Source organism: Acinetobacter sp. GG23 (assembly GCF_057766365.1).
The window spans coordinates 84907-97941 of the sequence record NZ_JBYMDJ010000005.1; the positions used below are offsets into that span (position 1 = coordinate 84907).

A 13035-nucleotide genomic window follows, 5' to 3' on the forward strand; every position below is an offset into this window, starting at 1 on the left:
ATGGATTTAGACATCGCATTAATTCTTGGGCAGGATGGAATTACCAGTGGAGCAATCTATGCATTGCTCGCCTTATGTATTTTATTGGTTTTTACTGTCACCCGAATTTTACTCATTCCTTTAGGTGAATTTAGTGTTTTTGGCGCATTGACACTTGCCTCTATTCAAGCTGGAACACCAAGCCGTATTGTATGGTTGTTGGTAGTATTCTTTGCTTTTCAACTCATGCTTGATCTTTATGCGGGCTTCAGAAATAAAACCCCATTGCATTTAAGAAGCCATATTCTGTGGGCGATTTACATTGGTTTAGTAGTAGGTGCCATGTATTTTCTACCATTAGCAAGCTTGCCGATGCTTATTCAAGTTTTACTTGCTTTGGCTGTTATTACACCGCTTGGTCCACAAATCTACCGTTTATTCTTTCAGCCTTTGGTGGCTGCTAAATCATTAGTGCTACTGATTGTTTCTATTGCAGTGCATGTGGCTTTGGTGGGTATTGGATTATTAGTTTTTGGCCCAGATGGCGCGCAAACTCAACCCTTCAGTGATGCGGTATATCAATGGGGTAATTTAGCTGTTAATAGCCAAACTCTTTATATTATTGCTGCGTTTTTCAGCATGATTCTTGTGCTGTGGTATTTCTTTGGAAAGACACTCTATGGCAAAGCATTAAGAGCCACTGCGGTGAATAGAGTCGGCGCACAGCTGATGGGAATCTCCCCCATTTTTGCAGGCAAAATCACCTTTGCAATGGCAGCGTTTATGGGAGCATTTGCGGGCATTTTAATTGCACCCATTACCACACTGTATTATGACTCTGGTTTTATTATCAGCCTTAAAGGCTTTGTTGGCGCAATTATTGGTGGTTTAGCAAGTTTTCCGGTGGCGGCCGCAGGTTCTGTGGCAGTTGGCATTATTGAAGCATTTTCTATGTTTTGGGCCAGCGATTATAAAGAAATTATTGTCTTTACCCTGATTATTCCATTTTTGCTTTGGAAATCTTTAACGTCTCGTCACATTGAGGAGGACCATGAATGAAGTCTAAATATTTATTTGTGGGCTTTGCTGCGCTTATGGCCCTTAGCCCGTTAATTTTACCTGCTTACCAAGTTACGCTTCTTAATTATATTGGGCTGAATGCTTTAGTCGTTTTAGGTTTAGTGTTATTGACAGGTGTTGGCGGCATGACCAGTTTTGGTCAAGCCGCATTGGTAGGCATTGGGGCTTACTCAACCGCTTATTTAACAGTGACAGAACAGCTGCCGCAGTTCTTGATGTGGACCGGTGGCAGCCCATGGGCAGGACTGCTTTTGGGCATAGTTTTAACTGTTATTTCTGCATTTCTTGTGGGTGGCTTAACCTTAAAACTGTCTGGACATTATTTGCCTTTAGGCACCATCGCCTGGGGTATATCCCTTTATTATTTTTTCTCAACCATTGAAAGTTTAGGCGGTCATTCAGGTATTTCTAATATTCCGAGCATTTCCATTGCGAGCTATGCCTTAGACACCAGCAATAAAATGTTTTATCTCATTTGGCTGATTTTATTTGTGGCCATTATTTTGACCAAAAATATTTTGAACTCCAGAGAAGGCCGTGCGATACGGGCGCTCAAAGGCGGGCAAGTGATGGCGGAGTCTATGGGAGTAAATACTTTTAGATCCAAAATGGTGGTGTTTGTTATTTCCTCGGTTTTTGCCTCTATTTCAGGCTGGTTATATGCCCATAATCAATCGTTTATTAACCCGACACCTTTTGGTTTACAAATGGGGATTGATTATCTGTTTATGGCCTTGCTTGGCGGTGTAGGCAGTATTTGGGGCGCCATATTTGGAGCAGGCATATTCACCATGCTGCGCCAATGGCTGCAAGACTTAATGCCGGTTATTTTCGGCAATAATGGACAGTATGAAACTATTGTTTTTGGTTTAATGATTGTATTGTTGATGCAAAAAGCCCCATCTGGCTTATGGCCAATGCTGGTCAAGCTGATACCGCCGCGTTTTAGAGCTAATGATTTGCATACGGAGCTAACCGCACCCACACAGGTACTTCCTGCCGTGGATTTGCCCCCAAAAGGGACTCTGATTTTAGAAGCAAAAAATGTGACGAAAAAATTTGGCGGTTTGGTTGCCAATAACAACATGAATTTAAAAATTCATGCAGGTGAAATTCTGGCACTGATTGGCCCAAATGGTGCAGGAAAAAGCACCATGTTTAATCAGCTGTCCGGTGTCGATGTTCCAACCAGCGGTGAAGTCATATTTTTAGGTGAAAAAATCAATGGCATGTTATCGCGTGAAATTGCGAAAAAGGGACTGAGCCGAACGTTTCAGCACGTCAAAATTTTGCCAGAAATGACGGTGTTGGAAAATGTGGTGATTGGCGCGCATTTACGCGGTAAAAAAGGCGTTTGGGCCTCGCTGTTCAGGTTGGATCGTGAAGAAGAAAACAATTTATTGAATGAAGCTAAATTTCAGTTAGAGCGGGTCGGCCTAGGGGATTATCTTTATACCGAAGCTGGAAATCTGGCATTGGGACAGCAGCGAATATTGGAAATTGCGCGTGCTTTATGTGCCCATCCAAGCTTATTGCTATTGGATGAACCTGCTGCAGGCTTACGTTTAAAAGAAAAACAGGCTTTGGCTGAGCTTTTAATGAAGCTGAAGGCAGAGGGTATGGCGACTTTATTAGTAGAGCATGATATGGACTTTGTGATGAATTTGGTCGATCACGTTGTAGTGATGGAGTTTGGTGAAAAAATAGCAGAAGGCTTGCCAGAAGATATCCAAAAAAACGAAGCTGTTCTAGAAGCCTATTTAGGAGGCGCAGCATGAGTACGATCACAGAAAATACGCAGGGCAAATGCTTATTAGAGGTCAGTAATTTAAGCGTGGCTTATGGCAAAGTTGATGCACTGATGAACTTCAATATGCGGGTAAATGAAGGACAGATCGTGTCCGTCGTGGGCCCCAATGGTGCAGGCAAGACCACCTTGCTTTCTGCAATCATGGGAGTTCTTGCTTCAAAAGGTGATGTTGAATTTGATGGCAGTGTAGAGCAATGCCCGCCCATAGAGCGAATGGTCGTACGCGGACTAGGTTTAGTGCCTGAAAAAAGGGAATTATTCAGCAGCATGAGTATTGAAGATAATCTCATGCTGGGTGGATTTCAGCGTTATCGGCATGGCGACCGCAGTTTAAATGAAACATTAGATGAGGTTTATAATATTTTTCCGCGTTTAAAAGAACGCCGGATTCAGGAAGCCGGTACCTTATCGGGTGGTGAACGTCAAATGCTTGCTGTTGGCCGTGCACTTATGGCCAAGCCTAAACTGTTGATGCTGGATGAGCCGAGTCTCGGTTTAGCACCTTTAATTACTCGTGAGATTTTTAAAATTATTGATCAGTTACGTGGTCAGGGCGTGTCTATTCTATTGGTAGAACAAAATGCGCGTGCAGCTTTGAAGTTGGCAGACTATGCCTATGTTTTAGAAATGGGCGAACTCTCGATGCAAGGCACTGGTCAAGATTTAGTTGAGGATCCTCGGATTATTGAAAGCTATTTAGGGATTAACAGTAAACATCAGGACATTCTTTCTATTTAACTTTCCTTTTAAGCGGGAGCGCCTTATGAAAAAAGAGACCAAAATTTCTATTTTAGGCGCCGGTGCAATTGGCTGTACCTTGGCAGCTCGTCTGATTTTAGCAGGCTGTGAACGAGTCAGTTTAATTGCACGTGGTGAGAATTTTCAGGTGCTGTCCACTCAAGGCATTTATCTAACCGATTTAACGGGCAAATATCAGTTGACCCCCTATCGTGTTGTGCAAGACATCACAGAACTTGATCCGCAAGATATTATTTTTATTACCACCAAATCGAATGCCCTGCATCAGGTTACTGCTTCTGTTCAACATGCAGTGCATGCTGAAACCGTGATTATTCCGCTCATGAACGGCATTCCATTTTGGTATTTTTATCAAGGTCAAAGTGACGGTGATATACAGGCAATTAACTGCCTAGATAAAGATAGGCAATTGATTGAGCATTTTCCTTTAGCGCATTTAATTGGTTCTGTGGTGTTTATCACAGCAAAATTGGAGGCTTATGGGAAAGTGGAGTCGGATAATCCATATTTGCTAATTTTAGGTGAGCCTAAGAATCAAATCACAGAGCGTATAAAGGTAGTTCAAGCTCTTTTCGCAGATAGCGGTATTGAATTAAGAGTGACTGACCAAATTCGAGATCAGATTTGGACCAAAGTAATTGCAAACTTAAGTTCGAACCCGCTTTCTGTAGTAACGGGTGCTCCTTTAAAGGACATCTACGCACACCCACGCTTAAATGAAATGGCTCTGCAAATTACCCAAGAAGTCAGGCAGGTGGCTGCCAGTTATGGTGCGCGCATTTCCATTGATCCCTTAACTTTTTTACAGTTAGGCACAAATATGGGAAACGTGTACACCTCTATGTGGCATGACTATCAAAAGAAACAACCTTTAGAAATGGCAGGCATAGCGGAAGCTGTTTTTGAGCTAGCCGAGCAATTTAATTGTCCTATGCCAGTCACGAAGCATATTTGCAATTTAACCGCCTATTTGAGTGAGCAATCACGGAAGATTTAAAAAAGGATTTTTATGAATACAAGCATTCAACCTTTGAATTTCAGTCAGCAGGAATGGGAACTGCGTGTAAAGCTGGCGAATTGTTATCATTTAGTGGACTATTTTGGTTGGACTGAAACAATTTTTAATCATATTTCGGCACGGTTGCCGGGTGATGAACATCACTATTTGGTCAATCCTTTTGGATTAAATTATACTGAAGTCACGCCAGAAAATTTATTGAAAGTTGATTTAGCCGGAAATAAGGTAGAACCTTCCGAATATGATGCAAATCCTGCGGGCTTTGCTTTGCACAGTGCAGTTCATGGCGCAAGGCATGATATCAGATGTCTGATTCATACCCATACCACACCAATCAGTGCTGTAGTACAGAAAAAAAATGCTTTCTCTTATGACAGCTTCTATGGTGCCCAACTATATGGGCGAGTGGCTTATCATGCTTTTGAAGGCATTACGCTTTTTCAAGAAGAAAAGCAGCGGATGATTCAACATCTTGCAGATAAGCATATTTTAGTATTGCGAAATCATGGCATTGCAGTAGGAGAGAGCAGTATTGAAAAAGCATTTTTTTTACTGTGGACTGTGCAGCGCGCGGCTGAAATTCAATGCCAAGCGGGTGCTTTAGGGGGAGAAGATTTTCCGCTGAGTGAAGAGGTAAAGCAAAAATGCACAGATTTAACCGCAATGCTGATTCGTGACAGCGGATTTGCAGATAAATTCTTTAATGCGATGGTACGTAAAATGCATGAAGCGGGTTAAAAATATACCATTCCCATGGGTTTTTTGAGTTTCCAGCAGGAATGGCAGTGTAGTGTAAGCCAGTTAAACTGGCAGTCTTTTGAACAGTCCGAGTAAATTGACGGTCATGATTTACGCGATCATGTTGATCTTTGTATCTGCTGATTCAACTTAAGGCGGTGGGCAGAGATTTTATTGAGGGTCATGATTAACATTAATTTTCTCCGTATTTGACCAAAATATAGAATTAAGGGTTAAAAAAAAGATGCAATACGCGCGTATTGCATCCAAAGAGGAACACTCAATTAATTAAAAGCTGTACGTAAAGCCTGTGTAAATGCTTCTGGCGATTCAATATTTGAAATATGTGCTGCATTAATTTCAATCAACTGGCTAGCGGGAATTCTTGCTGTCATATACAACGCATCTGTAACTGTTGTGACAGAATCTTGCTGACCTGCAATGACCGTTACAGGTAAAGTAATGGTTTTCAAAGCTTCACTTAAATCTGCTTTTGCCAACGCTTCGCAACAACTTGCATAACCTTCGGCACTGCCAGCTGCCAGGCTAATTTGCAGCTTTTCAACTGCTGCTGCATTGTCTTGAATAAATTTATCTGTAAACCAGCGCCCGGCTGCAGTTGAAGCGATCGGTTGTAAACCTTGTTTACGTACCAGTGCTGCACGCTCATTCCAAGATTGTTCCTGACCAATTCTCGCTGCGGTATTACACACAGTGATATGAATAAACCGTTCAGGTTGATGAGTCGCGAGCCATTGACCAGTTAAACCGCCCATGGAAATACCGCAAAAATGAACTTTTTGCATATTTAAGTGATCTAACAAATAGATCACATCCAGTCCCAGCTGTTCAATTGAATATGGGCCTTGAGGAGAAGATGAAGTCCCATGACCGCGTGTATCGTAGCAAATTATAAAGAAATCATTTTGCAGTGCATCAATTTGCGGCTGCCACATTCGATAATTCGTTCCCAAAGAATTGGAAAAAATAATCGCGGGTTTACTCACATCACCAAAAGTTGCGTAATTAAGGGTTACATCACTTGAAATAAATGTTGGCATGGATTTCCTCTCAACCTTCTGGTATTGGCTACCGTATTTGGCAGTCACAGGACCAATCAGGAAAAAGATTGATCTAATTATTGTCTAAAATAAATTGTGTTTAAGTCCGTTGAATAATGAGTGCGATACCTTGACCGACACCAATACACATTGAACACAGCGCGTAGTGGCCACCCGTCTGTTCCAGCTGGTTCAGCGCAGTCGTCACCAGACGTGCACCGGATGCGCCAAGTGGATGACCCAATGCAATCGCGCCACCATTCGGATTGACCTGGGTTGAGCCATCTTCAATACCCAGGTCACGCGTCACCGCCAAGGCTTGTGCGGCAAAGGCTTCGTTCAGTTCAATCACATCCATTTGCTCCAGCGTTAAACCGGTTTGCTTGAGCAGCTTTTTAATTGCAGGCGCAGGGCCAAAGCCCATGATACGGGGTTCTACACCCACCACCGTTGCGCCAATAATCTTGGCCCGCGGTTTTAAGCCATATTTTTCTACCTCCTCATCCGAAGCAATCAGCAGGGCTGCTGCACCATCGTTAATCCCGGATGCATTACCCGCCGTAACCGTACCGTCGGCTTTCACCACCGGTTTTAGTTTAGTCAGGGCTTCCAGGGTGGTCGAGGCACGCGGATGTTCATCGGTCGCGACCACGACCGGTTCGCCTTTACGTTGTGGAATGCTGACCGGAATCATTCCTGGTCGAAGAAACCGCGCGCCTGTGCTGCTGCGGTACGCTTCTGGCTTTCCAGCGCAAACTGGTCCTGATCGGCACGGTTGATGTTGAACTGTTCTGCCACGTTTTCCGCGGTTTGCGGCATGGTTTCTACGCCATACATCTCTTTCAGCTTCGGATTGATAAAACGCCAGCCCATGGTGGTGTCTTCAAGTTTCTGGCTGCGGCCATAAGCGCCTTCAGACTTACCCATCACCAGCGGTGCGCGTGACATGGATTCTACACCGCCGGCAATAATCAGCTCTGCTTCACCGGCTTTAATGGCACGCGCTGCCATCGCAATGGCATCCAGTGATGAACCACATAAACGGTTCACGGTCGTTGCAGGCACCTGATACGGCACACCGGCAAGCAGTGCCGACATACGGCCGACATTGCGGTTGTCTTCACCGGCCTGGTTGGCACAGCCATAAATCACATCATCTACTTTTTCAAAGTCAACCGATGGATTACGCTGCATCAGGGCTTTAATCGGCAGTGCACCGAGGTCATCGGCACGGACGGGTGCCAGACCACCGGCATAACGGCCGAATGGGGTACGGATGGCATCGATAATATAGGCGTTTTTCATTATGTAATCCTTTTAGCTCCCTTAATCGCTCCTGAAAAGGAGGGAGACTGAGCGGGCTTCAACATGATGTGAGCTTGGGCATAAAGTCTCCCTTCTTGCACTTGGGCTTAAAGCAGTGCTTAAGCCTGGCTCAGGGAAATCAGGGGGATTTAAAATTTCTTTAAAGCGTATTAACCCTGAGTCGCATCAATCAGCTTTGCACCGGTCAAAGCCTGCAACTCTTCAAATGACAGACCTTCGACTTTTTCAATCACTTTCATGCCGTCACTGGTCACGTCAATCACGCACAGGTCGGTATAAATGCGGTCGACACATTTCAGGCCGGTGGCCGGGTAGCTAAGTTCCGCGACAATTTTCGGTTCGCCTTTTTTGGTCACATGATCGGTGGTGATAAAGACTTTTTTCGCACCCACCGCCAGGTCCATGGCGCCGCCGACAGCAGGAATCGCATTCGGTGCACCGGTATGCCAGTTGGCCAGATCACCATTTTCAGCAATCTGGAACGCACCCAGTACCGCGATATCCAGGTGACCGCCACGCATCATCGCGAACGAGTCGCCATGATGGAAATACGCGCCGCCCTGTAATAAAGTCACAAACTCTTTACCGGCATTGATCAGTTCCGGATCCTCTTCGCCAGCAGCCGGGGGTGGACCAAACGCCAGCAAGCCATTTTCAGAGTGTAGAAACACATCTTTGTCTTTTGGCAGGTAATTGGAAATCTTGGTCGGCAAACCAATGCCGAGGTTGACATAAGCACCATCGGGAATGTCTTGTGCCACACGCTCTGCAATTTGATCGCGGGATAGTTTGCTATAGCTCATTTTTTAATCCTCACGTAATTAGGCAGATTGCTCAAGGGGTTTGGTGCCAACAGCAACCACGTGCTGTACAAAAATGCCCGGGGTAATAATGTGTTCAGGGTCAAGCGCACCCAGTTCCACCACTTCTGCAACCTGCGCAATGGTGACATCGGCGGCCATGGCCATGATCGGGCCAAAGTTACGTGCCGACTTGTTGTAGACCAGGTTGCCCCAGCGGTCGCCTTTATACGCTTTAATCAAGGCAAAATCGGCCTTGATCGGGTTTTCCAGTACAAAGTCTTTGCCTTCATAGTTCAGGGTCGGTTTGCCTTCCGCCAGCAAAGTTCCAAAACCGGTTGGCGTATAGATGGGACCAAGTCCCATGCCTGCAGCCTGAATCCGGCAGGCCAGATTGCCTTGCGGCACCAGTTCCAGTTCAATTTTTCCGGCACGGTAGATTTCATCGAATACATAAGAGTCGGACTGGCGCGGGAAAGAACAGATGATCTTGCGCACTGCACCGGTTTTAAGCAGCTTGGCCAAACCGTAATCGCCATTGCCGGCATTGTTATTCACAATGACCAGGTCTTTTACACCCAGTTCGATTAAACCGTCAATCAGTTCAGCCGGTTGTCCCGCTGTACCAAAACCACCAATCATGATGGTGGCACCATCTTTAATCTGGGAGAGCGCTTTGGTGAGAGACGCTGTACTTTTATCAATCATGCTGCAAACCTTTAATAAGCAATAAGCAAATTTTTACCGTTAAATTAATTGAAAATTTAACGGTAAAAATCTGAAGTGCTGCAAGGCACTAGTAATGCTATGCAGCACAGATAAGTGCGTTAAGCGCTGACGCGGCGACGGTCAATTTCTGTTGTTGGTGCCTGTGCAGACTCTTTGACCAGTTCAACATTAAAGGTAATGTGTTTGAAGGGTTTATCTACATTGCGTTTAGCCATTGCTTCTACATCATTGACATATGTTGCAGTGGCGACCAGACCTTCGCGTGTCGCAAAAGCAAAGTCATCCCAAAGATATTGATCGCCTTCAATATTAAATTGAGTCGTCAGTTTGCGGTAACCTGGCGCTGAAACAAAATAATGCACGTGAGACGGACGGTTGCCATGACGGCCAAGTTTGTTTAATACAGCTTGGGTTGTGCCTTCTGGAGGACAGCCATAACCGACTGGCATTGTGGTTTGAGCAACATAATGGCCGGCATTATCGGCAATAATGGTGCGGCGTAAATTAAAATCAGACTGAGATTTATCAAAGAATGAGTAATTACCTAAACTATTGGCATGCCAGACTTCAACTTTAGCGCCTTGAATTACATTACCGTCAGTATCAGTAACTGTACCTTCAATGAATAAAGTATCGATTTTGTCTGATTCAGTCCCGTCATCCATTCGCGCAAAACCAACAGATTCTGGCGCGCCTGCGACATAGAGCGGACCTTCGATGGTACGCGGTGTACCGCCAGTAATGCCTGCTTTGGCATCCGCTTCATCGGCACGGAGATCTAAATAGTGCTCCAGTCCAAGCCCTGCTGCTAAAAGGCCTAGTTCATTGGCTTGGCCTGCGTCGGTAAAATATTCTAAACCTTTCCAGAGTTCAGTTTGAGAGATATCCAAATCCTCAATGGCCTGGAATAGATCTCCCAGTAAACGGACAACAATTTGCTGTACGCGTGCATCAACTGGCCCTGTAGCTGTATCTACATTCATTTGTTTTACTAATTGATCAATCTCTTGACGGTTCATACTTTTTCTCCTTGAGTATGCAGTTTTATTTGTGATTTTTAAGGCTTAGGTTCAGCTGGCATTTATTGACCACATTTTTTGTTTACGCAGCCTAACCTTTTTGGGCTGCGGGTATGATTAAAGGTCAGCTATCGTCTTCACGAATAGAAGAAGGGTGGCGGTTAAGTGCCATTACTTCAATATTCATATAGGGATAAAGCGGCAGACCTTGCAAAATATTGTGCAGTTCTTCATTACTTTCTACATCAAAAATGCTGATGTTTGAATACTGTCCTGTTACACGCCAAATATGGCGCCATTTGCCTTGACGCTGTAAGTCCTGTGAATAGGCTTTTTCAACAGTTTTGATTTCATTGGCTTGCTCGCTTGGCAGATCCAAAGGGATATGCACATCCATGCGGACTTGGAAAAGCATTCACAGCTCCTTTAATTACAAACGACGTAAGTGATCAATCTTGTTTTCATCCACCTCAATACCAAGTCCAGCACTTTGGGGGATTTGTAATTTAAAGTTTTGGTATTGAAGCGGGGTTTTTAAAATTTCTTCAGTCAGCAGCAGTGGGCCGAACAGCTCAGTTCCGTACGCCAAATTGTCAAATGTTGAAAATACATGTGCGGAAGCTATTGTGCCTACTGGACCTTCCAGCATGGTGCCACCATATAAATCAATACCTGCAAGTTTGGCAATTTTTCCAACTTCACAGCCTTCAAGCAGCCCGCCGGATTGCGCCACCTTAACGGCAAAAACAGAAGCTGCGTTGCATTTAGCCAGTTGGTAAGCAGTGTTTGGACCCATTAAGGATTCATCTGCCATGATTGCAATATCAAATCTGCGGGTAAGGCGCTGCATGGCATCAATATTATCAATAGCACAAGGCTGTTCAATCAGGTCAACGCCGCCATCTTGCAGCATTTGGATTCCTTTAATTGCTTGCAGTTCAGACCATGCACGGTTGACGTCTACACGAATTGAAATACCGGGTCCTAATGCTTCTTTAATGGCGAGTACATGTTCAACATCTGCTTCAACTGCATGAGAGCCAATTTTCAGTTTGAAAATATTATGCCGCTTCACTTCAATCATTTTCTGTGCCTCAGCAATATCTTTGTCTGTATTGCCGGATGCCAGTACCCAAAGTACCGGAATACTGTCACGCAAGCGCCCGCCTAAAATTTCACTCAGCGGTAGACCTGAACGCTGAGCCTGAATATCTAATAAGGCAGTTTGTATGGCGCACTTGGCAAAACGATTGCCGTTAATATTTCTATTTATCGTTTGCATGGTTTTGGCCATATTTAGCCCGTACATTGATTTCAATAAGGGACGGAAATATGTCTCAATATTGGTTTTAATGCTTTCAGGACTTTCCTCTCCATAACCTAAACCACCAATAGTGGTCGCTTCGCCCCATCCGATGAAACCATCACTGGTGCTAATTTTGACCAAAACTAAGGTTTGTGTCTGCATTGTCGCCACCGCCATTTTATGCGGGCGGATGGTGGGGATTTCGACGAGTATCGTTTCTATTGACTGGTACATAATTATATTAATGGAAAAATACATATAATTTTAAACTATATTATTTTTTTTGTTTATACTATGACTAGAAAGGTATTTTTAAATACCAAAAAAGGAATATTAAAATATGGAACTAAAACATTTACGTTATTTTGTTACGGTGGTAGAAGAGCAGAGCATTACCAAAGCTGCAGATAAATTATGCATCGCACAGCCACCGTTAAGCCGACAAATTCAAAAGTTAGAAGAAAAATTAGGCATTACTTTATTTGAACGTGGTTCTCGGCCCATTAAAATGACTGAAGCAGGACAGTTTTTTTATGAACATGCTGTTCAAATTTTAGCCCATACCGCACAAGCAACTTCTATGGCGCAACGGATCAATGCAGTGGATCAGACCGTCCGCATTGGTTATGTCAGTTCTTTGCTTTATGCGTTGCTGCCACAAATTATTTATTTGTTTAGACAGCGTAATCCGGATATGTCTGTTGAATTAATTGAATACGGTACATGTGATCAAATTGAAGCACTCAAAGCTGGAAAAATAGATCTAGGTTTTGGCCGGCTTCGACTCATAGATCCGTCTATTAAGCGCCTACTGCTCAGAAAAGAACGTTTATTGCTTGCCATTCATAAGAATCATCATCTAGCCGAATTTATTGAATCTGGTATTTATCTGTCACAAATTTTGGATGAAGCTATTTTTTCCTATCCCAAAACCCCAAAACCCAATTTTGCTACGGCAGTACAAAGCATATTCACAGAATTAGGTTTAGTACCCAAAAAACTGATAGAAGTACGTGAAATTCATATGGCACTTGGCTTGGTTTCTTCAGGAGAAGGTATTTGCGTGATTCCAGAAACCGCCAGTGATATTGGTATGAAAAATTTAGCTTATATTCCGATTCTGGATTTGGAAGCCCACAGCCCAATCTCTTTATCTGTGCGTAATATGGATCAAAGTAGTTACATTCCAAAAATTTTAGATTGTATTCAAGAGGTGTTTAAAAATGAAAATATTGATCTTGATATGGACAATATATAAGTCGATTGAATAATCTATGGAAATTCAATGCCATTTTTTCTTTAATCCTCTCAAACTATTTTAAAATGATAAAAAAGGTATGATTATATACTTAATTAGATATGGAAAATTACATTAACAATTCAATAATATAAGGTATCCTAATTTTCCTT

Annotated in this window: 12 protein-coding genes and 1 pseudogene; 6 read left to right on the top strand and 7 right to left on the bottom strand. The window is 43.6% G+C overall.

Annotated features, from left to right (window positions below):
• Genes AC3CAU_RS09940 through AC3CAU_RS09960 form a run of 5 tightly spaced genes read left to right on the top strand, consistent with a single transcriptional unit; the run spans nucleotide 1 to nucleotide 5384 of the window.
• Nucleotides 1–1038 carry a branched-chain amino acid ABC transporter permease gene (locus AC3CAU_RS09940; protein WP_131217956.1) on the top strand — a complete coding sequence of 346 codons (1038 nt, stop codon included), beginning with the start codon at nucleotides 1–3 and terminating at the stop codon, nucleotides 1036–1038.
• A complete protein-coding gene (locus tag AC3CAU_RS09945) occupies nucleotides 1035–2837 on the top strand; it encodes a branched-chain amino acid ABC transporter ATP-binding protein/permease (RefSeq protein WP_447054456.1) in 1803 nt (600 codons plus the stop codon). The genes AC3CAU_RS09940 and AC3CAU_RS09945 overlap by 4 nt, the downstream gene beginning before the upstream one ends.
• A complete protein-coding gene (locus AC3CAU_RS09950) occupies nucleotides 2834–3607 on the top strand; it encodes an ABC transporter ATP-binding protein (RefSeq protein WP_131217958.1) in 774 nt (257 codons plus the stop codon). Before AC3CAU_RS09945 ends, AC3CAU_RS09950 begins: the two co-directional genes overlap by 4 nt.
• A 25-nt stretch (nucleotides 3608–3632) precedes the next feature.
• Nucleotides 3633–4625, top strand: a complete 993-nt coding sequence (locus AC3CAU_RS09955; RefSeq protein WP_447054457.1) for a ketopantoate reductase family protein — start codon at nucleotides 3633–3635, stop codon at nucleotides 4623–4625.
• Between the two features lie 12 nt (nucleotides 4626–4637).
• Complete coding sequence (locus AC3CAU_RS09960) at nucleotides 4638–5384, top strand: class II aldolase/adducin family protein (RefSeq protein ID WP_131217960.1); 747 nt, start codon at nucleotides 4638–4640, stop codon at nucleotides 5382–5384.
• 284 nt (nucleotides 5385–5668) lie between these two features.
• Here the strand turns inward: AC3CAU_RS09960 and pcaD are convergent, their stop codons facing one another.
• The 7 genes and pseudogenes from pcaD to AC3CAU_RS09995 form a co-directional block, all read right to left on the bottom strand.
• The gene (pcaD, locus tag AC3CAU_RS09965) at nucleotides 5669–6445 is read right to left on the bottom strand and encodes a 3-oxoadipate enol-lactonase (protein WP_131217961.1); all 777 of its coding nucleotides are present in this window, start codon (nucleotides 6443–6445) and stop codon (nucleotides 5669–5671) included.
• Nucleotides 6446–6545: 100 nt separating this feature from the next.
• A pseudogene (gene pcaF, locus AC3CAU_RS09970) lies at nucleotides 6546–7750 on the bottom strand (3-oxoadipyl-CoA thiolase).
• A gap of 170 nt (nucleotides 7751–7920) precedes the next feature.
• Nucleotides 7921–8574, bottom strand: a complete 654-nt coding sequence (locus tag AC3CAU_RS09975; RefSeq protein WP_447054459.1) for a 3-oxoacid CoA-transferase subunit B — start codon at nucleotides 8572–8574, stop codon at nucleotides 7921–7923.
• A gap of 18 nt (nucleotides 8575–8592) precedes the next feature.
• Complete coding sequence (locus AC3CAU_RS09980; RefSeq protein ID WP_488368480.1) at nucleotides 8593–9279, bottom strand: 3-oxoacid CoA-transferase subunit A; 687 nt, start codon at nucleotides 9277–9279, stop codon at nucleotides 8593–8595.
• A 119-nt stretch (nucleotides 9280–9398) separates the two neighbouring features.
• A complete protein-coding gene (gene catA, locus AC3CAU_RS09985) occupies nucleotides 9399–10319 on the bottom strand; it encodes a catechol 1,2-dioxygenase (protein WP_447054461.1) in 921 nt (306 codons plus the stop codon).
• A gap of 124 nt (nucleotides 10320–10443) precedes the next feature.
• Entirely contained in the window at nucleotides 10444–10734 is a 291-nt protein-coding gene (catC, locus tag AC3CAU_RS09990; RefSeq protein ID WP_131217966.1) for a muconolactone Delta-isomerase, read from the bottom strand.
• 15 nt (nucleotides 10735–10749) lie between these two features.
• Complete coding sequence (locus AC3CAU_RS09995) at nucleotides 10750–11859, bottom strand: muconate/chloromuconate family cycloisomerase (RefSeq protein ID WP_131217967.1); 1110 nt, start codon at nucleotides 11857–11859, stop codon at nucleotides 10750–10752.
• A gap of 106 nt (nucleotides 11860–11965) precedes the next feature.
• On the opposite strand from AC3CAU_RS09995, the gene AC3CAU_RS10000 reads away from it, so the two are divergent.
• Nucleotides 11966–12883: a LysR family transcriptional regulator gene (locus AC3CAU_RS10000; RefSeq protein WP_131217968.1), complete on the top strand. Its 918-nt coding sequence runs from the start codon at nucleotides 11966–11968 to the stop codon at nucleotides 12881–12883.
• Nucleotides 12884–13035: the final 152 nt, after the last annotated feature.

What these genes read in the sequence shown, in the direction of transcription:
- catA (WP_447054461.1), bottom strand. Translation starts at nt 10,319, where the DNA reads ATGAACCGTCAAGAGATTGATCAATTAGTAAAACAAATGAATGTAGAT.
- AC3CAU_RS09960 (WP_131217960.1), top strand. Translation starts at nt 4,638, where the DNA reads ATGAATACAAGCATTCAACCTTTGAATTTCAGTCAGCAGGAATGGGAA.
- AC3CAU_RS09945 (WP_447054456.1), top strand. Translation starts at nt 1,035, where the DNA reads ATGAAGTCTAAATATTTATTTGTGGGCTTTGCTGCGCTTATGGCCCTT.
- AC3CAU_RS09940 (WP_131217956.1), top strand. Translation starts at nt 1, where the DNA reads ATGGATTTAGACATCGCATTAATTCTTGGGCAGGATGGAATTACCAGT.
- AC3CAU_RS09980 (WP_488368480.1), bottom strand. Translation starts at nt 9,279, where the DNA reads ATGATTGATAAAAGTACAGCGTCTCTCACCAAAGCGCTCTCCCAGATT.
- AC3CAU_RS09955 (WP_447054457.1), top strand. Translation starts at nt 3,633, where the DNA reads ATGAAAAAAGAGACCAAAATTTCTATTTTAGGCGCCGGTGCAATTGGC.
- AC3CAU_RS09950 (WP_131217958.1), top strand. Translation starts at nt 2,834, where the DNA reads ATGAGTACGATCACAGAAAATACGCAGGGCAAATGCTTATTAGAGGTC.
- pcaD (WP_131217961.1), bottom strand. Translation starts at nt 6,445, where the DNA reads ATGCCAACATTTATTTCAAGTGATGTAACCCTTAATTACGCAACTTTT.
- AC3CAU_RS10000 (WP_131217968.1), top strand. Translation starts at nt 11,966, where the DNA reads ATGGAACTAAAACATTTACGTTATTTTGTTACGGTGGTAGAAGAGCAG.
- AC3CAU_RS09995 (WP_131217967.1), bottom strand. Translation starts at nt 11,859, where the DNA reads ATGTACCAGTCAATAGAAACGATACTCGTCGAAATCCCCACCATCCGC.
- catC (WP_131217966.1), bottom strand. Translation starts at nt 10,734, where the DNA reads ATGCTTTTCCAAGTCCGCATGGATGTGCATATCCCTTTGGATCTGCCA.
- AC3CAU_RS09975 (WP_447054459.1), bottom strand. Translation starts at nt 8,574, where the DNA reads ATGAGCTATAGCAAACTATCCCGCGATCAAATTGCAGAGCGTGTGGCA.